Source organism: Methanosarcina horonobensis HB-1 = JCM 15518, assembly GCF_000970285.1.
GTDB classification, from domain to species: Archaea; Halobacteriota; Methanosarcinia; order Methanosarcinales; family Methanosarcinaceae; genus Methanosarcina; species Methanosarcina horonobensis.
On record NZ_CP009516.1, the window covers coordinates 1,574,970 to 1,594,970 of the forward strand.

At 39.2% G+C, this 20,001-nt stretch carries 13 protein-coding genes and 2 pseudogenes; 1 reads left to right on the forward strand and 14 read right to left on the reverse strand.

What is annotated here, in order from left to right:
* Positions 1–101 precede the first annotated feature (101 nt).
* The 14 genes and pseudogenes from MSHOH_RS07055 to MSHOH_RS07115 all read right to left on the reverse strand — a co-directional run bounded on the left by MSHOH_RS07055 (position 102) and on the right by MSHOH_RS07115 (position 18,032).
* Entirely contained in the window at positions 102–1,328 is a 1,227-nt protein-coding gene (locus MSHOH_RS07055; RefSeq protein WP_052730751.1) for a right-handed parallel beta-helix repeat-containing protein, read from the reverse strand.
* A gap of 744 nt (positions 1,329–2,072) precedes the next feature.
* Positions 2,073–2,540 (reverse strand): YdeI/OmpD-associated family protein, encoded by a 468-nt coding sequence (locus tag MSHOH_RS07060; RefSeq protein ID WP_048138459.1) that lies wholly within the window; start codon positions 2,538–2,540, stop codon positions 2,073–2,075.
* Between the two features lie 275 nt (positions 2,541–2,815).
* Positions 2,816–3,004 carry a DUF2795 domain-containing protein gene (locus tag MSHOH_RS07065; protein ID WP_048138461.1) on the reverse strand — a complete coding sequence of 63 codons (189 nt, stop codon included), beginning with the start codon at positions 3,002–3,004 and terminating at the stop codon, positions 2,816–2,818.
* A 284-nt stretch (positions 3,005–3,288) separates the two neighbouring features.
* Positions 3,289–3,971 (reverse strand): annotated as a pseudogene (locus MSHOH_RS07070) (sensor histidine kinase); the annotation flags it as partial.
* 60 nt (positions 3,972–4,031) lie between these two features.
* Positions 4,032–4,136: pseudogene (locus MSHOH_RS25970) on the reverse strand (hypothetical protein); the annotation flags it as partial.
* Entirely contained in the window at positions 4,088–4,927 is an 840-nt protein-coding gene (locus tag MSHOH_RS24600; protein ID WP_048138467.1) for a PAS domain-containing protein, read from the reverse strand. The gene MSHOH_RS24600 and the pseudogene MSHOH_RS25970, both read right to left, overlap by 49 nt.
* A gap of 248 nt (positions 4,928–5,175) precedes the next feature.
* A complete protein-coding gene (locus tag MSHOH_RS07080) occupies positions 5,176–10,719 on the reverse strand; it encodes a tetratricopeptide repeat protein (protein ID WP_338037937.1) in 5,544 nt (1,847 codons plus the stop codon).
* Between the two features lie 560 nt (positions 10,720–11,279).
* Positions 11,280–11,804, reverse strand: a complete 525-nt coding sequence (locus tag MSHOH_RS07085; RefSeq protein ID WP_048138470.1) for an O-acetyl-ADP-ribose deacetylase — start codon at positions 11,802–11,804, stop codon at positions 11,280–11,282.
* A 739-nt stretch (positions 11,805–12,543) separates the two neighbouring features.
* A complete protein-coding gene (locus tag MSHOH_RS07090) occupies positions 12,544–13,080 on the reverse strand; it encodes a GNAT family N-acetyltransferase (protein ID WP_048138474.1) in 537 nt (178 codons plus the stop codon).
* Positions 13,081–13,082: 2 nt separating this feature from the next.
* The gene (locus tag MSHOH_RS24605) at positions 13,083–13,229 is read right to left on the reverse strand and encodes a hypothetical protein (RefSeq protein WP_204245329.1); all 147 of its coding nucleotides are present in this window, start codon (positions 13,227–13,229) and stop codon (positions 13,083–13,085) included.
* A gap of 444 nt (positions 13,230–13,673) precedes the next feature.
* Positions 13,674–15,041 (reverse strand): dsDNA nuclease domain-containing protein, encoded by a 1,368-nt coding sequence (locus MSHOH_RS07100; RefSeq protein WP_048138480.1) that lies wholly within the window; start codon positions 15,039–15,041, stop codon positions 13,674–13,676.
* Positions 15,042–15,528: 487 nt separating this feature from the next.
* Positions 15,529–15,831, reverse strand: a complete 303-nt coding sequence (locus tag MSHOH_RS07105) for a hypothetical protein (RefSeq protein WP_048138482.1) — start codon at positions 15,829–15,831, stop codon at positions 15,529–15,531.
* A 276-nt stretch (positions 15,832–16,107) separates the two neighbouring features.
* The gene (locus MSHOH_RS07110) at positions 16,108–17,274 is read right to left on the reverse strand and encodes a hypothetical protein (protein ID WP_162197613.1); all 1,167 of its coding nucleotides are present in this window, start codon (positions 17,272–17,274) and stop codon (positions 16,108–16,110) included.
* A gap of 491 nt (positions 17,275–17,765) precedes the next feature.
* A complete protein-coding gene (locus MSHOH_RS07115; protein ID WP_048138485.1) occupies positions 17,766–18,032 on the reverse strand; it encodes a hypothetical protein in 267 nt (88 codons plus the stop codon).
* Between the two features lie 624 nt (positions 18,033–18,656).
* Between MSHOH_RS07115 and mtaA the strand changes: the two genes are divergently transcribed.
* Complete coding sequence (mtaA, locus tag MSHOH_RS07120; protein WP_048138487.1) at positions 18,657–19,676, forward strand: methylcobamide:CoM methyltransferase MtaA; 1,020 nt, start codon at positions 18,657–18,659, stop codon at positions 19,674–19,676.
* Positions 19,677–20,001: the final 325 nt, after the last annotated feature.

Below are 20,001 nucleotides of genomic sequence, written 5' to 3' on the forward strand. Positions count from 1 at the left end.
AATAAAAGAAGAAAAAGACCTTTTTCTTCTGCGTAATACTCTTTAGCATCTTTAATTAATAACTCTCGTTGCTTACTATTAATCTACTCATTGATATACTATTATCGGATACCATTTGTGGTTTCTAAAGGAACGACTTCTTTCTCTGGATCAGGTACAGGTACTAGAGGCAGGTAATCTGTAACATTGGTTTCATTGTAGGCTAGATCTGCAATGCCATCTTTATTCTTATCCGGTGCAGTTTCAGAAAAACCTGTTCCTCCCGGGTTTGCCCAGAAATTTCCTGCTATATAAGGTCCGCCAACAATATTCTTGCCTGCAGTTCTTTTTATATTCCAGTGGTTTTTACTATTTCCTATATCTGTGTTATAGACATTGTTAAAATAATTATTAAAGGCAGTATTGTTATCGCAGGCTCGACACATGGAAAGGCCTGAGTCAGAGTTTGAAGCAATTATATTTTCAAAAAGTTTATTACTGTCAGAGGAATCCAGATGAATCCCGCAGCCCGTTTTGTCAACTGTGTTTCCGGAGATTATGCTGTAGCTTGAATGTGACAACCAGACTCCATAATTAATATTTTCAGAAACATTATTACCCGAAATAATACTCATGTTTGAACTTACCGAATAAATGCCCATATTGTTTTCAATTGCCGTGTTGTTACTAAAGGTATTATTGCTTGAACTTATGAGATAAAAACCGTAACCTGTATTGGAATTTGCAAGATTGCTTGTCAGGTTATTATCCATGCTATTACTCTCGAGGACAATTCCATGAGCATTTGAATTTGCAGTGTTGTTAAAGAGTACATTGTTTTCCGAGCGAACAAGATGGATTCCATAATTTTCATTCAAGTTCATGCTGTTGTTCGAGATTGTATTGTTTTTTGAGCTGCTGAGAGATAATCCAAGATAGTTTTCAGAAAGATTATTGTTGGAAATGATACAGTTACTACATGCAGCCATATGGATTCCTGTCACATCCGGGTATTCGGCTCCTCCAATCTTAAAGCCGCTAATTGTCACATTATCTGCCCGTACATATAATAGACTCACACTTGAATTACTTGCTCCTATTATTGTATCCTCTGGATTGCCGGTTTCTGATCTTATTTCAAGATCATCCTTTGTTATTATAATATTCTCTGTATAGTTTCCTGAACCTATGACTATTTCGTCTCCTGAACTTGCATTATTTATTGCAGCCTGTATTGATTCACCTGGCTGAACAAAAATCTCAACTGCAATTCCGGTGCTTGAGTTTAAAGTAAAAATTAAAAAGGCTAAGGCTAAAGCAATAAACCTATTTATTTGAATTCCCCACATTCCTAATTATTATTGTATCTTTACTAAAGAGCGAGAATTTAAACATCAAATATTATAGAAATAACAAATTAGAATAATATCAAAATGGAAACATAAAAGTTTAAAGTAAATAGTAGTCAGCAGTTAATCTACTGAAACAAACTATAGCTCTCTTTTCCAATCTTTTTTCCAATCTTTTTTCCAATCTCTTTGCTTATTGCACTAAATAAACATAAAAATAAAGAGGAGATAAAATAAGGAAGAGATTGAAATAAATAAAAACCTAGTAGAAGATACCTTATTTTAAAAACTTTCTTCTGTCTGAAGAGTATAAGAAATATGAATGTTCTAACTATTCTTCATAACTTATTAAGCAATGCTAAGAGCGTGCCTTAAAATTCAAATTAATTCTACAATTGGATAATTGGAAATGCTCAATTTAAATAAGATCGTAAATTCTTCCGAAATCGGGTAAACACTGACTGATATTATATATTTTCGATGAACTTCACCTAATTCTTTACATGAGATGCATGAATTCTATCCCAATTGTGCGTTTAAGTTTAATTTTAAGACATGCTCTTACAAAAGGGAAATATAAAAGTTGATGTCAGCATTTGACTATACCGAAGACAAATGTATGAATTTATCCTGAAACTCAATTACTTTATAAATCTTCTACTTCAAATAATCAGTCAAATTCGTGATCATTTTTACATATTATTATGTATTTTTTTAAATGATATTAAGGGGTTTATTTTTCCATCATGGTTCCTTTCTCCTGTTTTTTATCATTTCGACAGCTTTCTCTATCTGCTGTATCCTAGTTTTTTCCTTTTTTGCCGACATGATCCACTGTACATACTCTTTCTTGTGAGTGTAGGAGAGCTTTTCAAATAATTCCATTGCTGTGCCATCGGCTGATAATCGTTCAAGAAGCTCCGCCGGGATTTCGATAGTTCTTTCCTCCAGATCTTCTTCTATTATTACATGAACTATATCCCCTGAATTCTTGCCAATTTTCTTGCAGATTTCTTTAGTCAGCCCGATAATATGGCAGTCATGCCCCATTTTTACAAGAGAACCCCTGTAAAGTAACCCGTCAAAAAAGGCTTTAACTTTTACCTGTCCCTTTTTCCCGAATTCTTTTTCGACAACATATGGAAATTCGATGTATCCCGCATCCAATCCTTCGTGTTTTATTATCCTTGCATCAAACTCATACTTGCTCATATCCCATTCGTCCAGTAATATGTCAGTCCGATTTTTTACAGTTCAAATTTTGTTAGTCCCATCCCAAATGTAGAATCAAATCCAATTTTAAGACAGGCTCTTAGATATTCTGAAGTTATACCGAGTCGTCTAAAGTACTCTTCTAATAGTTGTTGCTGGATTAGCTAATTATGATCCATACTTGATACAACAATGGAACTCTCGCTGATAGCTGAAATGATTTTACTCACGGAAAAAACAGAATTAACCTTTGCAGGTTAATTTACTCAGCGGAATCATTTGCCGCCAAATGCCCTGACGACATCGTTAGAGCAGGTGTATTCCCTGTCTGGAATACTCTTAAGATCTTCCATTATGGTATTATCAGCTCCGTGTTTCAAGGCTTGCTGAATAAGTTCCTTCTTTGTTAAAGGAAAGTGCAAATTTTTTAGTATATTCCGAACTTCAACATAACTGGCTTGCATTGGTTTTCTCCCCCTGTTTGGTTATATTATACTTAGGAATCATCGTCCTGATAACGGTTTACTCCTTGATATGCCTAAAAAACTCACATAACTCTATCCAATTTACTTATAATTAAAGATTTATAAAAATAATACGATAAGTATTTACCTATAGGAACTCAAGACTGCACAGTCCTTTTTTCAGTTCCAATGAAGAACATCCTATCATCGGATATAGGAGGCTCTGTAGAGCCTTCAAAAAAGAGCGGATCAGAAGAAAAGCAAAACACATAATGTCTCATTTTTTATATGTTACTAAACCGGATCGTGAACTCAGTACCTTTGTCCCTCTTAATCTCAATTTCACCGTCTAACTGATCGACAAGGATGTCCACAAGCTGCATACCAAGAGTATCTGAATTTTCTAAATCAATATTTTCTGGAATACCAACTCCGTTGTCGGAGACTATAAGAGTATATCCAGTATCTTTTCTTTTATGTTTTCTGTTATCGTCAATTAGCTCATCTGTAACCTTTTCACCGGTAAGTTTAATTTGGATCTCTCCAGCCTTTTGACCTGGAAATGCATGTTTTAAGGAGTTTGAAACAAGTTCGTTAACAATCATCCCTAATGGAACTGCAATATCCATATCAAAGAATGCATTTTTCTCCAAATTCATGAACAAGCAGATATTTTTACTTTTAATCATGTAAGTGTGAAACAGGTTTTTAACTAAATTTTGAAGGTATGCTGAAAAGTCCAGAGTATCTGCTTCTCCTTCCCTGTAAAGCTCTTCATGAATAAGGGACATTGAAATTACACGGCTCTGGCTTTCTCTGAAAGCTTCAAGTACCTCTTTGTCCCTGAACTTCTCTGACTGGAGATCCAGCAGGGAAAAGATAACCTGCAAGTTATTCTTTATTCTATGATGAATCTCTTTTCTTCTGATTCCCTTTCTTTTACTACGGCCTGTTCCGCCTTTTTCCTCTGCAACGCCTGCACTATCGCTGATGCAATTGCTTCCAGGTCTTCCTGCTGCTCGGAGCTATAGCCACTTAAACGGTTTGCTACTGCAATTATGCCAATCGTTTTTTCTCCTGAAATTAGAGGAACTCCAAGAAACGAAGTGAGCTGCGGATGTCCACCTGGAATACCGATGCTATCGGGATGTGACGGTGGATAATTGATAAAACAAGACCTGTAACATTTCCGCCTGAATCCTTTACAGGCATTAAGCTCCAGTCCCAATAGGTGACTCCACGTTCGGGTTGGTCGGGATAGACAAACGGCTTGTCCTTGTAGAATACACCTTCGCCAGTGTCCCGAACACTCCGGAAAATGGCCTCATTTTCTGCATGAGGATATAATGCGAAATGGTTCTTGCCAATCATTTCCTCTGGCTTCATCTTGCACGCTTCGGCATAGGCGGGATTGACCCACACGAAGTTGAACTGAGGATCGAAAAAGACCAGCATAAAATCAGTAGTTCTCACGACGCTTTCAAGTAAGCCTCTCTTACGGCTGAGTATCTCTTCAGCTAGCTTGCATTCGATGAGATCCGCAGCTTGTCGAGCTAAGATGTCGATCAATATTAGTTCATGTTCAGATGGTATGTGGATCCGATTAAAGTGAGTAGAGATGATACCTATAAGCTGACTCGATCGACTAATTAGAGGTGTGGATTGAACGTCTCTAACTCCTTCATTCAACAGCACATTGAGAGCATCGCTCCCAAGAAAAACAGGATTTCGAGTGATATCCTCAACAACTAAACGTTCCATTTTTTTCATTGCAGTTCCGCATACTGCTGCATCCTCTATATCCACAAACTCAAAAAATTTTAAAAAAGAAAGATCAAAACCTATTTGTGCCGCAATTTTCAGTTTTCCTGTTGAATGGAGAGTCTCAAGGAGACTGTAAAAAAGTAGCGAAAAAAGCAGCAAAAAAAGTAATGTAAGAAGAAGCCCAGAGGTGCTATATCTACTGTATCCCCCAATACAGCCTTCGAATATTATGCTCCCCCAAGCAAGTAATTCGAAGAAGGATCAGCGACCACCAGGTAATTCTTTTGGTGCTAGATGATACCCCAGTTCGGTTCCCCAACTCCAGCACATAGCAATAACATAAATTATATTAAATAAACTGTGCCAAAAATTGTTTTCAAGCAAAAATTAATTTGACGTAAAAAATTTCAACTAAAGTGCTCTTCATTTTCAAGTGATTTCAATACCTCAAGTTTCTCCTTCGCATCAGTCATGTCCGGGTAAATGTGCAGGATTTCGTCAAAAGCCTTTATCGCTTCCCCGAATCTTTCCAGCTTTCCGAGGATGACTCCTCTGTAATTCATGGACTGGACATCCTGAGGGTTTATTCTGAGCAGTTTTTCGAAGGCTTTCAGGGATTCTTCATATTCTCCAATTTTTGCAAGAGAGATGCCGAGGTATCTAAGGGACTGCTCGTGCCAGGGGTTAATGGCAAGTGCTTCTTTAAAGGCCCTGGATGCAGTTTCATAGAGTTTCTGTTTGAAGCAGACAACCCCCACGTTATAGATTGCTTTTATGTTATCAGGATCTTTTTCAAGCACTCCGTCAAAGGCACGCAGAGCTTCCCTGTACTGCTCGAGCATGCAGAAGACAACTCCTTTATAATTCATGACATCGAGATTTTCAGGAGCAATCTCAAGGATGCGGTCAAAGTATCCGAGGGACTCCTGAGCCCTGTTTAGCTTTATGAGGGTTGTGGCTGCATTATAAAGTGCTTCTTCATTTTTCGGGTTAAAGAGGGATGCTTTTTCAAAAGCTTTCAGTGCTTCTTTCAGGTTGTCAAGTTCCAGGTGGCAGAGACCCAGATAATTAAGGCTTTCAGGGTCTTCAGGAGATGTTTCGAGAAGCTGTTCAAAGGCCCTGGCAGCTTCTTCATATTCTTCCAGGTTGAAGAGCACAAGAGCCATGTTATAAAGTGCTTCTTCATGTGCAGGCTCGCGTTCAAGGACAAGGTCAAGTGCCTGCAGGGCTTTTTCATAATCCTGAAGCTCTATACTGGCAATCCCCAGCATATAGCAGACTTCTGTATAATCCGGAAAATCAGGGGCAAAAAGAAGCACTTTTTCGAGATCTTTTGCAGCGTCTTCAAAGTTGAGGATCCTGAAACTGGCTATTGCACGACTGTAAAGGATATCTGTATTTTCAGGGTTCTCGGCAAGGGCTGAACTGAAGGCATCCCTGGCTTCTTCATATCTGCAAAGTGAAAGAAGGGCAAGCCCTTTCTGCTCCTGGGCAACTTTAAGGGAAGGGTTGAGTTCCAGAGCCCTTTCAAAAGCTTCAACTGCTTCCTGATTCTGGTCAAGTCCTCTCATTACAAGGCCACTTAAATACCATACATCAGCAACCATCGGTTTTTTCTCAAGGACTTTTTCAAAAGTGTCACAGGCGTCTTCATACTTCTCGATTTTGAGCTGGGCAAGCCCTATCTTGGTCCAGGCATCTTCTAACTCAGGAGCATTTATCTTCGACTCCTCTCCCGACTCTTCTCCCTGGTTCGGGACAGCCTGTTTAAAGGCTTCAAGGGCTTCTTCATAATGCTCCTGTGAAAATAGCACAAGCCCTTTTCCATACCATGCTTTTTTAAAGTCTGGATAAGTTTCAAGTAGCTCTGAAAAAACTTCAAGGGCTTCTTCCTGCCTTCCAAGCTCCAGAAGTGCTATTCCTCTGTCGTAAAGAGTCTCTTTTGAAGCCGATCCTTCTCTTGCAAGCTTCTCAAGCGGAAGTAGAGCTTCTTCAGGTTTTCCGAGCTCTATAAGGATGGACGCAAACTTTTCAAGGAGTTCCCGAGAGATCAGGGAATTTTCTTCCTGAGTTTTTTCGATCTTATCTCCTTTGTCTTCTTCGGTTAAGTTTTCCGCAGAAAGTTCAAGAAGGGAATTTACCGCAGATACGGCTTCTTCCGATCTGCCAAGTTCGAAAAGGGCAAGAGCTCTTTTTTGCAGGATTTCGGGATTCTGTACTTCTGTTTCGAGGAATCTGTCAAAGGCTTTTACAGCCTCTGCATAGTTTCCTGTTTCGAAGCAGGAAAGTCCTGTATAATAGGGAATATCAGGCTTCTGGCATCCAAGTTCAAGAGCTTTTTCGAACCCCTGCAGGGCTTCCGTGAAGTTGCCAAGCCTGAAAAGTGCGAGACTTTTCAGATACTGCAAGTCTGCCTTTTTCGGGCAGTACTCCTGCGCTGCTTTAAAGGCTTCAACTGCTTCTTCATACCTGCCCAGTTCAAAGAGAGTGTACCCTCTCTGTTCAAGAGCATAAGTACAGTCAGGCTTGAGTTTAAGGACAAGGTCAAAGGCATCCAGAGCGTCCTGGATTTTTCCAAGGACTTTTAAAGCAACCCCTTTCCTGAAAAGAACAGTTTTCCTCGCCGGAGCCTGACTTAGAACCTTCTCAAAGATCCCAAGGGCTTCTTCATAATATCCCTGTTTGAAACAGGCAGTACTCAGGTGTGCAAGGGCTTCAGAATTTGTTGCATCTCTGGCAATAACTTCTCTAAAACCTGATGCCGCTTCTTCGTATTTTCCAAGTCTGAGAAGAGCTAGACTCTTTTTATAGATAAGATCAGTATAGACAGTTTCCGGGATTTTTTCCTGGTCAGGAGTTTTACTGAGAGCTATCTCAAAAGCTCGGAGAGCGTCCTCAAAGTTTCCAAGTTCAAAACTGGAAATGCCTAGTTGATAGCATATATCATATGTGTCCCGGAATGCGGGATCGATTTCAAGAGCCTTTTTGAAAGCGCCGGAAGCTTCTTCATGTTTCCCGAGTTTTGAACAGGACAGTCCTATATAGTACCAGCCCTCTGCAAACTGCGGGTCCTGTTCAGTAAGCCTTGAAAATTCTTCAAGTGCCTTCTCATAAGCTTCTTGGTAGATGAATACAAGCCCCTTCCAGTAAAGTACAGAATAGGGTTGTTGAGAACAGGATCTTTGAGAGTTCACGCCTGTTCCTTCATTCTCTTTTGCTTCATTTTCGCTTATTCTTTCATCCCCATTCCTTTCTTTTTCACTTATTTCTTCAAAAAGGGTAAGAGCCTCAGTGTACTGTCCAAGTTCAAAGTACTCAATTCCTAGCCTGAACTTTGCCTCTTCGAGCCTGGATTTTACCTCTTCCCTACCCGGGTCAAGTTCAAGCAGATGTGAGAGAGTTTCGGTTGCTTCCTTATTCTTTCTCAGTTCAAAGAGGCAAATCGCTCTGCTGTTAAGGGCTGAGAGGTTTTTCGGGTCTTTTTCCAGCACAGCTTCAAAGGCTTCGAGAGCTGGTTCATGCTGGCCGGCTTCTAAAAGACAGTTTGCCCTGTATTCAAAGGCTGCATGCAGTTCCGGATTAAGGTTGACAGCTGATTCAAAAGCCCTTGCTGCCTCTTCCTGCCTGTGCAGGCTGTAGAGGATCAGACCTTTGTAGTACCAGGCCGTGCCGGAGTCGGGTTTTTTCTTAAGTACGCTTTCAAAAGTTTCCAGAGCAGAGGTGCATTTTCCAAGCTTCATCTGGGCAAAACCCTTGAGGATTCCGGCATCTTCGTACTCGGCATCTTTTGTAATTACTTCATCAAAGGCTTTTACAGCGTCCTCAAAGTTTTCCAGCTTCAGGAGAGCAAGCCCTCTCCTGTACCAGGCTTCTCTTGATTCGGGTCTTTCAATCAATACTTTTTCGAATGCCTGCAGGGCAGTTTCATACTTCCCGAGTTCCATTGCAAGCTTCCCTCTCCTGCACTGGATTTCCGTATCACCCGGGTTCTTTGCAGCAAGTTTTTCAAAGGTTTCCAGAGCCTTTTCATATTCTCCAAGTTCCATTAATGCTACTCCCAGGCTGTAGGAAAGGTCAGGATAATCAGGACTTAGGGAAACGACTTTTTCAAGGTATTCGAGGGCATCTTCTTTTCTTCCAAGTTTGAGCAGGGATATGCCCAGGTTGTAGAGAGAATCAATATCTTCCGGGTTTACTTTAAGGACTTCGGCAAAGGCTTCTTCAGCTTTTTCGTATTCTTCCGAGGCAAAAAGCAAAAGTCCTCTGTTCTTCCAGGCATCTTCAAAGTCAGGTCTGAGTCTTATTGCCTCTTCGAAGGCTTCAAGGGCTTCTTCGTTTTTTCCAAGCTTTCCGAGTACTATTCCTTTCTTGTTCCAGCCCTTCTCAAGGTAGGGATTCAGCTGCAAGCCTTCCTCAAAAGCTTGAAGGGCTTCTTCGTAACGTTCAAGAGAATAGAGGGCAAAACCTTTGTTCATCCAGCAGATTTCGTCATCAGGCTTCAGATCTGCTGCTTTCTCAAAAGCATCAAGGGCAGGCTCAAGTTTCCCGATATCCAGGAGAATAAGTCCTTTCTGAAGCCAGAGGTTGTGGTTTTCAGGTTCCTTTTCCAGGCTTTTCGTAAGTGGTTCGAGCGCTTCTTCAAAACGTCCGAGCCCTGCAAGTACAGTACCCCTGAACTTCTGGGCTTCGGTAAAATCAGGGTTATGTTCAAGTAGCCTTTCAAGAGCCTCAAGGGCTTCTTCATACTTCCCTGTTCTGGCAAGCAGGCGCCCCTGCTGGAACCACGCATCCGTGTTTGTAGGGTCAAGTTCGGTGACACGGGCAAAGGATCGGGCAGCTTCGGCAAAGTTCTGCAGTTTCAAAAGAGCAAGTGCCCTGTTATACCAGATTTCTTTCATATCAGGATAAATTGTAAGCATGGAATCGAAAGCTTCAAGGGCTTCTTCATAGACCTCAAGTTTCATGAGTGCAAAGCACTTATAGTTCCAGGCTTCAAAATAGATAGGGTCGAGTCGGATTGCTTCTTCAAAAACTTCTATGGCTTCGTTAAGCCTGAGGAGCTGTGTAAGAGCAAAACCTTTCCCGAACCAGGCTTCTCTGCGCTCTGGATTAAGTTTCAATACTTTTGAAAAGGTTTTTTCCGCATCCTCATATCTTGAGAGTTCGCTTAAGAGAATACCTTTATGGTAGAGTGCAGCTTCATTTGCAGGATATTTTTTTAAGAAATCTTCGAGAGCTTCGAGAGCTTCTTCTTTTTTCCCCAGCTTTGCAAGAACAAGACATTTCTGTTCAAGTGCATTCGTATTCTTCGGGTTTTCCCGAATAAGAAAATCAAAGCATTCGAGAGCCTCTTCATATCTTTCAAGTTTTGCAAGGATAAGACCTTTTGCGTAGCAGGCTTCCGAATCTTTAGGGTTAATTTCAAGGGCACGTCCGAAGTTTTCCAGGGCTTCTTCATACCTTTCCGCCTTTCCGGCTACTGTCCCCATTGCACACCAGGCGGCTGTATATTCAGGCTTAAGTTCAAGAGCTTTTTCAAAACAAAGAATGGAAGCTTCAGTTCTATCTATTTCGGCAAATGCAAGTCCTCTCATATACCAGATTTCCGGGTTATCCGGGGAAATTTCAAGGGCACTTTCGTAGGCTTCAAGAGCCTCTTCAAATTTCTCCAGAGTTGCAAGACAGGTTCCTTTTCTATAAAGGGCATCGGAGTTCCCAGGCTCGAGCTGCAGGATTTCGTTAAATGAATTGAGGGCTTCCTGGGGTTTTTCAGTTTCAAGGAGAGAAAGTCCCCTGTTAAAAAGGGCTCCTTTATGACTTGGGTTTTTATCCAGAATTTTATTGAATGTGTTAACGGCTTTTTCGTACCTTTTGTGTTTAACCAGGTCAAGGCCTCTCTGAAAGGCTTCATCGTAAACGATAATAATTCCTCCGATTCCCTTTTTTGTAATAGATCCTGCAGACTCATTCGAGTGTTATATCAATGCTTTCCTTTTAGTATGTGATTAATGCTTCCTTTTAGTTCGTATACTTCTTTTTCAAGAAAATATCAATAAAATGCACCAGTGAGTATACATCGATAAATCTGTATTGATAGGCGTTACTCATAGTGTTACTTATATGTGCTACCGATAAGCGTTCTCGATAAGTGTTTACTGATAAATGTTTACTAATAAATGTTTGCTGATAAACTTGCATCACATTATATTTTCATACTTTACCTGTCTTTTTAAATCCGGCTTCCGTTGTTCGGGCGGGATATCATTGGATATCTGGAATTTGCTATCGTATTCGCTATCGTATTCGCTATCGTATTTGCTATCATTATAATTTTTATTTAGAACCTATTTTTCTAACATACTATATAAAGAATTTCCCATAAGTGTGATTGGGAGAAAACTTTCCAAATTCCTTTTTGTACATTGTTTACCAGACATTTAAACCGTGTCTTTAAAGACAGTTTAAATTATATAATTATATATAAAAAGATATTCTAAATCTAAATTACCTTTTAAAGACTCTCATCAAGAGCGTTTTTGATGTTTTTGCAGCTGTCTTTATTATAGCAGACAAGGAAAGCAGTTTCAGGTAGCTCGTTTTTCCGAAGAAACTCTTTTATCTGAGAAACTGCAATCCCGGCTGCCCTTTCGGAAGGAAAGCCGTATGCTCCCGTGCTTATGGCTGGAAAGGCAATTGTTTTTATACTGTGTTCTCTGACAAGCTCAAGGCTCTTTCTGTAGCAGGAAGCCAGAAGTTCATCTTCTCCCTCTTTGCCTCCCTTCCATACCGGACCGACTGTATGTATAATATATTTTGCAGGCAAAAGATATCCTGAAGTAATTCTTGCTTCTCCCGTCGGGCAACCATTAAGGCTTTTACATTCTTCCAGGAGTTCAGGACCTGCAGCCCTGTGGATTGCCCCGTCTACTCCTCCCCCTCCAAGAAGTGAATTATTTGCAGCATTGACAATTGCATCCACTTCCATTTTCACGATGTCTCCTTCGAATATTTTTATCCTACCAGGATCCAGTTTCATACTTATCTCCTGCAATCAGCTCTCTTATTTTTATGGATTTTTTCTTTTTATTTCTCTTTTACACCGCTTATCGGGGTTTTTCCTGATCTTCAGGATCTTTTCTGGTGAAGATTATTTTGCTCTCCTTTTTCCGCAGTTATGTTTATATCTGAACATACTAATTTTATGTGGTTTTTTAATCTATACTTAGGATAGTTTTTTTGTCACATCATAAGTTATTTCGCATACTTTATAACAGCATACAATTCCAAATGGTTAATACAGCAATTATTGCCGGTAATGCTATTACTTAATGAGCTAATTCCAAAACTAGAACTACGTCTCTATCTCCCGAATTTGAAATAATCGATCAATTTTCTGATCAGGAAAAGAGTTATGAAACTTTTAATTGATGTGTCACTAAAACTGGTTTTGGGACAAGTTCAATATATAGTTATTAACGATCCTACAAATGTTGCAAAACCTAGAAGCAAAGCTAGTATTGAGAAAAGTGGATCGAATTTGAAAAATCTGATGTTGTTGCGTTTAATAGTTCTGTGAAGTTCATTTGCATAGGTTATTAAGAAATGAATTTAAGCTTTTTGAAGTTCTTTTATTCTAACCTGGCAAACTAAAGGCATTCCTAAATTTTAATATTTTGGACTCGAGGAGTAATTAAGGGAAGGGCCCTATATCTCCCCAGGCAAGGAAAGTGGGCAAAGGAGGTCTTTCTCTGGAGGAGCTACAAAAAAGAAACCTTTTAATCTTTAGTCTCAAAATTCATTTCAGCGACTACAGGTTGTATGTTAAGATACATTGGAACAAATTCTCTATTTTTATATTTCTCTACAAGTTTGAATTCGTTTTTTTGATAGAAGCCGATTGAGTTCTGTTTTGAATCAACAAGAATGTATCTGCATCCTATACTTTCACAAATAGATAACGTTTTACCTATGGCTGCCAGCAATAGATATGTACCTATTCCTTTTCTTTCAAATCTGGAATCTACTGCCAGCCGTGCAATTTTAACCCCAGGGTATTTGCGGTACTCGTAATGTTCAAGTCCATCTATTACGGCTTTAGCTTCAATTGTATCTGCTATCAGAGTATAAAATCCGACCAACTCACTATTCCAAAAGCATAAACTGGTTCTGCTGATCAAGTTATTTTGATCGTTAAGAGCATCGTTTTTCAGAAAATCATTCAATTCCCTGCTTAAACAGCTAAAAGAAGAAAGATTATGAGTTTTATTAAGAGGTATTGTGTGAAGTTCAGAGTCTGGAATTATGGAGTTCAAGCTTAAAACCTGTTTTTCTCATGTATTTTCTTTGCGCGCTTGAACATTTCTACCATTTTCTTTGAAACTACGGGATTTTTTTCGTTCCTGAAGAATTCCTTTGCATCTTCTCCTTCAAGAACAAGACCAAGTTCAATAGGCTTTGCCATTGTCAATTCCTTCCTTTTGTATTATCGAATAATCTATGTTAGTCTTATTTATATATTCTTGTTGTAGACCCTTGTCCTGACTTCCTGCAGGATAAGTCTATCTTTAGACCTTCTCTTAATATTATTTTAATATTATAAAGAAAAACCCCACGCTATTAATTGTTTTTTAACTTTAAGGCGGGAAGTCCCCTTCCTCGGAGCGAAGCGACAGGTGGGGGATGAAAGCCGTCAACTTCCTCACGTTCTCTTGTTATTGATTCTGCTAACTTACTTGTATTATTAAGGCCATTATATAGTGCTGTATTGTCACCACAAGCTGAAGCGAGAACCAAGCAAGGCGGTTGGAAACAGGATATGGCAACTCCTGAAGGGATCGGGAGATAACGCCACTGAAAGGTGGAAGCTGTAAAGCATCTCAAGTATATCACGCTCATAGATTCCAATTCAAATTCCATCACCTGCGGAACGCGGGGAAGAGCCTGTATGACTTGTCGCCATTAGGCGGAGGGGTGACTCAGGAAGCTCCTCCCTCAAAACTCTGAGCTTCGCGAAGAGTTTAGGGAGGGGTAGTTCACGATTACTCTGATCCCCAGAATATAAATACCAATCACTTTCCCGTGTTGTAATCAATAACCTGTAATTGCTGCCAACGTGCATTTGCAATATTTGGGCTAAACGGTTCCATTCTTTTAACTGCGCATCTAAATTATCTAGTACTATTAAGGGGAGCTCACCAACCTTAATTCGCGAACGTATATACTCAACAATGGAATCAAGTTCTTTGGAGTCCATGCACCAAGAAAGAAGATAGACTGAATAGTTATTGCTTAGTTCATATGCAACACGCCAAGCAAGGGTTGTTTTTCCTTGTCCGCTAGATGACTTTATAATGATTATGGTGCTGTCATTTATTGTGCTTTTTATCTTATTTTCTAAATCTGGTCTAGGTACAGGGAGCCCTGCTACAATGTCAGCTGGATCGGCCTTTTTCCCTTCGTAGTACATCCCATCGTTTGAAGCAGATATCTTCCTAAAATCGATTGGCTTTATCCAATGCACGGCAGGATTCACCGCACCTCGGTTAATATCTTCCCTAACTTCAAGGATGTATTTGTCCAACTCACTTTTGTCGATGCTTTCTCTATTCTTCATTTTAGAGAAGCACAGGTAGAATAATGAACGTGCATACAATATTTCATTGCCGGTTGAAATGTCATATCGTTCAATCAGCATTGGCTCAATTGACGCTTTAATCGAGCCTCGATTCACTCGTTCAAATTTGAGGCACCTTATAAAATCTCCAAAGCGGTATCTTTCCCAGTTCCAATAAGGTGTACTTTCTTGAATCTGTTTGATGATATTTGTCCAATACTCTATGGCATTGTTATCCAATTTCTCATCATCTCTACGGTTAACAAGTTTTTTGAAATTACCATCAGCAATGTTAAAATCATATATCAAAACAAAAGCGCGAGAATTATTTGAAATGTCATGTAAATATACTTCAAGAAAATTTTTCAGAATGCTTTTTAAATAACTTGCATCCTGTCGGTTTTCAGAATATTTCACCTGAATATGTTCAATATGTTTAGTTTTTTCAAGAACATAAGTATCAATATCTTCTAAGCCCTCAAGACGAATCAATGCAGTTTCATCCCTTAGAAACTTAAGCAATGTGTAACAGGAATAAAGACATTGATAATCGAATCCAGTCAGCGCAACTGCCCCACCATCTCTTGAATTTTCAACTTTGGTAAGGTCGTAACTGTTTTTTGATGTCACTTTCCCTTTTTTCCTTTTACTTTTTGACATAAAACAAGCTCTCCTTTGCGCTTTAGGTAATTTCCATAATCATAACAATAATTAAAAAAGTATTGATTAACACTGCTTCAATCGTTTCTCTAAATATTAGGTAATGTACTTATTCTTCTATAAATTTGCTTTTAAGTTTCTATAGGTTACATGGTAAAACTTATAAATATCTAAAAGTTTCTGATTCCAGAAAAATTACAGAACACTTCTAGTATGCAAAACTGACATAACTTTACTAAAAACCGTAATACAAAAAATGTTACTTCTGTTTTATTGTCTGATTATTATAAATGGAAATTGCCTTTTTGGTCTTATTTTTCTACAATTGCCTATGTGTTTGTTTTCTCGATCATTACATGCCATATAGGAATATGCTTGTTTCCTTCGATAATTCCAAACTTTAGAGCAAAATTATCTCGAAAAATACATAGCAGTTTGAAAATAAGCCTTTTGATAGCTGTTTTACTGCTTTTAATTTTGCTTCAACTTACCCCTGCATGAATAACTCAGAAGCTCGTCTAAAGCCAATAGAGGCCTTTTCTTTTTCCTTCGGCTTATCTTTCGGCTTAGAGTCCGATTTCTCGCGAGTCCGCAGGAAAGCACCTGAGAAAAAGGCTTTTGCTTTATCATTGCCTTTCTGGAAAATCCTTTTACCTTCTTTTCCTACTACACTCACACGAGCCCAGAACCCTTTTGTTTCATGCTTTTCAGGACTCTGTTTTATGTCTCTGCTTGCAGACCAGAACTGAATATTGAAGGCCCAATATAGAGCTCCGGAACGAGGAGACATTGACTTTTCAAGATAATCAGATAGAAAGCCGGCAGGAGTTTGGCCACCTGCTTCTTTTGGAGGTTTACGCGCCCAGGTCCAGCCTTCTTTAGTTTGTAAAAGAGTTATGAAACTTTTATTGATGTGTCAATAAAACTGGTTTTGGGACAGACTCCTTATATATATCAGAATAGTTGATTTTGCATCCACCTGTTTCAATCCCTCTAAGGTCTGATTTTAGCAAGTGAGTTACAGATCAATGTTATATGGATTAAAAAGTTAGGGAGGGACATACCTTTAATATGAGATTAGTCGTATGGTCTCCTCATTTGGGATGTAGATATACCCACCTACTCTCAACTGTTCCAATGCTTTTTCAAAGAAGAGACCGGGAACTCGGGTATTTTGTCTTACAGTCTCAAGAGTTAGCGGAACACCTGCATCATTCCTGAGAGTCAGTTCTTTTAATAGTGTTTCTGCATGTGAATTCAGTCTATAGATTTGGTCTACATTCAGAGGCTCTATGTTCTGTCCTACCATTATCTCTGAAACCATAGAGTACCATGCCTGGAAACTTTGAGCAAGTTCAGCAGGGGTAACAATAGACTTGAAGGTAATTCTCGCAAAAGCCGCTACAAGCTGGGGAATAGCTCCTCCGATGTCCTGAAAAAAGGGAACCTCTTTCTGGTCAGTGATTCGGTCCAGCATATCATAAATCATAACCTCCACTCTTTTGTAATGCCTTGGAAGAAGCACAGGATTGAAAAGAAGAGTATCCAGCAGGTAATTTCTGATTAATGCCTCATTGTGCTCCACATTCTCTTTGATCTCACTGTACGGCTTAAACTCTGCATCAAAGGCTATGGGAATATGTACAGGGACATTATTTGCATTATAGTAAGCAACACTGACCTCCTGGCTCTCGGGCAGGTTAATACGTTCATTCTTTGTAGTAGTTTTATAAAAGTTGGGAGAGTCTATCTGCCTGAATTCGTTAGGAATTAGAGACATTATCCGGTTAAACTCTGCAAGCTTCTTGTTTTTTTGAGAGTTTGTGAAAACTATGGTATTGACTCCCCCTTTTAAGATCTCGGCTACCTGGGGAGAGGAAACTGTATGCACTCCTATACAGTCTGCTATCTCATGGATGTTATACCTATCTTTGATAGGGTAGGTTATCAAATGCAAGTATTCCTCCCTATCTATCAGTCCCTTAGTCCTTAGTCTGTTTGGATCTACCGTTTCCCAGCCTGTGATATATCTGATCTCAAAAGTCTGTAGCACTCCACCTATAACTTCATACTCTATGGAAGTCTCGGCAACAGTTACTCTTATGAGGGTCCTTTTTGGGGGGATTTCTCCTATCTTAACTACATAAATTATATTTAAAGGATTCCTCAAAAATGGGGAAGGGTCTAAATAGAAAATTCCTAGCTTCTGGTTCCTGAATCGGACATATCCCATATTCTCTTTTTCAAAAAGAAGTTTATATTCAGCACCAGAAAACTCATACCCACGTGTTCTTTCCTGCAATGGTAAGGACATAAGTCTCAGATTCCTTTTACTTTCAACTCTATAAAACCCTTATTTTACTTTAGCCAGAAGTGTTTGTGATATTTCAGATTCTCATTTCAATCCTCTTAGGTCTGATTTTATCTGGTTTCTTTATTTAGTATTCACTTCCAATATATTTATAACACCCAAATCCCATAGAATTTTTTTCTCTAATAGCCGAGAGATAGACTCATAGACCTGTATTGCTCTGATATGAAGAGACTTTATTTTGTAGAATCAGATTGTTGTTAAAAAAAGCTAAGTAATGCAGTTCTTTTTTTCTTTTTTGAAGTCTCCATTTCGTGGGGGAATTGACATAAGCCGTTAAGTACTTATCCGAAAAGTCATAAGGCATTAGAAAATTACAATGGTTACAGTACTTTTGAATTACTCAAATCACCTTACCTGCTTCCCGTTATTTTATTCCTTAACTTATCCCATACTTCAGAGCCCGGTGAATCGCTAGTTAGGTAAATAATAATATGATAGACTATCAGGACTACGGCAAGAATGACATAACCAATTGCTGTTTTTTCGAGATAAGATATGCTAGCAAAAATCGCAGCTAAAAATACTATAGTTACCAACCAACCCTCTAAGCTGATGGGACGATAACCCCATCCAAGAATTCTCTTGCCAAACCATGCTTCTTTAGTAATTCTTGTCATATTTCACATATCCTTATTGAGATTATTCTAAAAATATGAACTAACTGCTTATTAAATGGCTCTATGTATAACTGTACTGCTCTTGACTCTGATGTTTTTTTACATAACTTACCCGGAGTTTTATTCTGTACTTTAGAGTTTTTTCTGGTAGTGAGTTTCATATAATTTGTTTGTCTGGTTTATTCTTCTCGTCTTTTTTTTCCGTGATTATATTTATATCTGGATTTGCCGTTTTTGCATGGCTTTTATGTGTAGATAAGAAGGTTTTTTTCTTAAAGGTCATATTTTTTGATTTGCATGCTCCCAAACAATGATATAGCATAAAATCAAGATAATAGTAGTCAGTCCGAAAACGGGGATTTCGGTGACCTGCAGGCGCAATTGCCCGCTTAAAAAGCTCTAAAAGCTTTCACGTGCCTCAAGGGGTTATCGAGGTAGTCCTGCTAAAAATTTTGTCTTAGACATTAAAAACTCTGATAGGTCAAAAGTAGATTCATTAAAGTAAACCAGCGGCTGAAATAAACCGATCTAACTGATCTGGAAGATTTCTTCAATATGTTTTTTGACCCTGGCTATATAAAGCCAGGAGTAAATCTCTGAATTATTTCGAGGGGGAGACTAACCATGAGCGATATGACACTTAAGGAGAGACTTTTAAACGCATTGGAAGGAAAGCAAGTTGACAAAGTACCTGTTTGTTCCGTAACCCAGACCGGGATCGTGGAACTGATGGAGGAAGTGGGAGCTCCCTGGCCGGAGGCTCATTCTGATCCCGAACAGATGGCAAAGCTGGCAATAGCAAACTATGAGCTTAGCGGGCTTGAAGCTGTAAGAATTCCTTTTTGCTTGACCGTGCTTGCTGAAGCCATGGGCTGTGAAATCAATATGGGCACGATTAACAGGCAACCGTCTGTTATTGCTCATCCTTACACCAAGGATCTGGAGGGTATGGAAATGCCTGAAAATCTGCTTGACATGGGCAGGATCCAGGCTGTCCTTGATGCAATTAAAATCATAAGAGAAAGAGTAGGGCCGGATGTACCTATTATAGGAGGAATGGAGGGTCCTGTTACTCTTGCCTCGGACCTTTCGAGTGTAAAGTCTTTTATGAAATGGTCGCTGAAAAAACCCGAGCTTCTTGAACAGGTGCTGGACTTTGCAACCGAAGCCACGATAGCGTACGCAAACTCGATGGTTCTTGCTGGGGCAGATATTGTTTCTATTGCAGACCCCGTAGCATCTCCTGACCTTATGAGTCCTGATTCATTCAAAAATGTACTTCAATCCAGGCTGCAGAAGTTCTCCTCAAACGTGAACTCAGTTACAGTTCTGCATGTCTGCGGTAATGTAAACCCGATCCTTGACTACATGGCAGACTGCGGTTTCGAAGGCCTGAGCGTGGAAGAAAAAGTTGGCAGCATAAAAAAGGCTAAGGAAGTGCTTGGGGACAGGGCGAGGCTTGTAGGGAACATTTCGAGTCCATTCACACTGCTTCCAGGTCCGATTGATAAGATCAAAGAAGAATCCAAAAAAGCTATCGCAGAGGGAGTGGATGTACTTGCTCCTGGCTGTGGAATCGCGCCTATGACTCCGTTAACTCACATTAAAGCTATGGTCGAAGCAAGGGATGAGTACTACACTTGAACGCGAATATTGCGTTTGAATAAACGAATTAAAAACAACTTTACTAGTTTTTTAATTTAATTTTAATTCAATTTTTAATTTAATTCTTAATTTAATTTTTAGTTTGTTTTTGGTTTAACATTTTTGGTTTGACGTCTTTGTTTACTCCTGATTTTATATGTTCTAAATTATCCTTTAGCTTTCTGAATTTGATTTATATTATATTGTCTCATTATTTTGTCTCTAGGCTTTCTTAACAATAGCATACATATCTTCTGCTATTCTCAACTATTGCAGGCTGGTCACAGTCCAGTTAAGTGCAAAGTAGGAAAAAATTTTTTAGTCC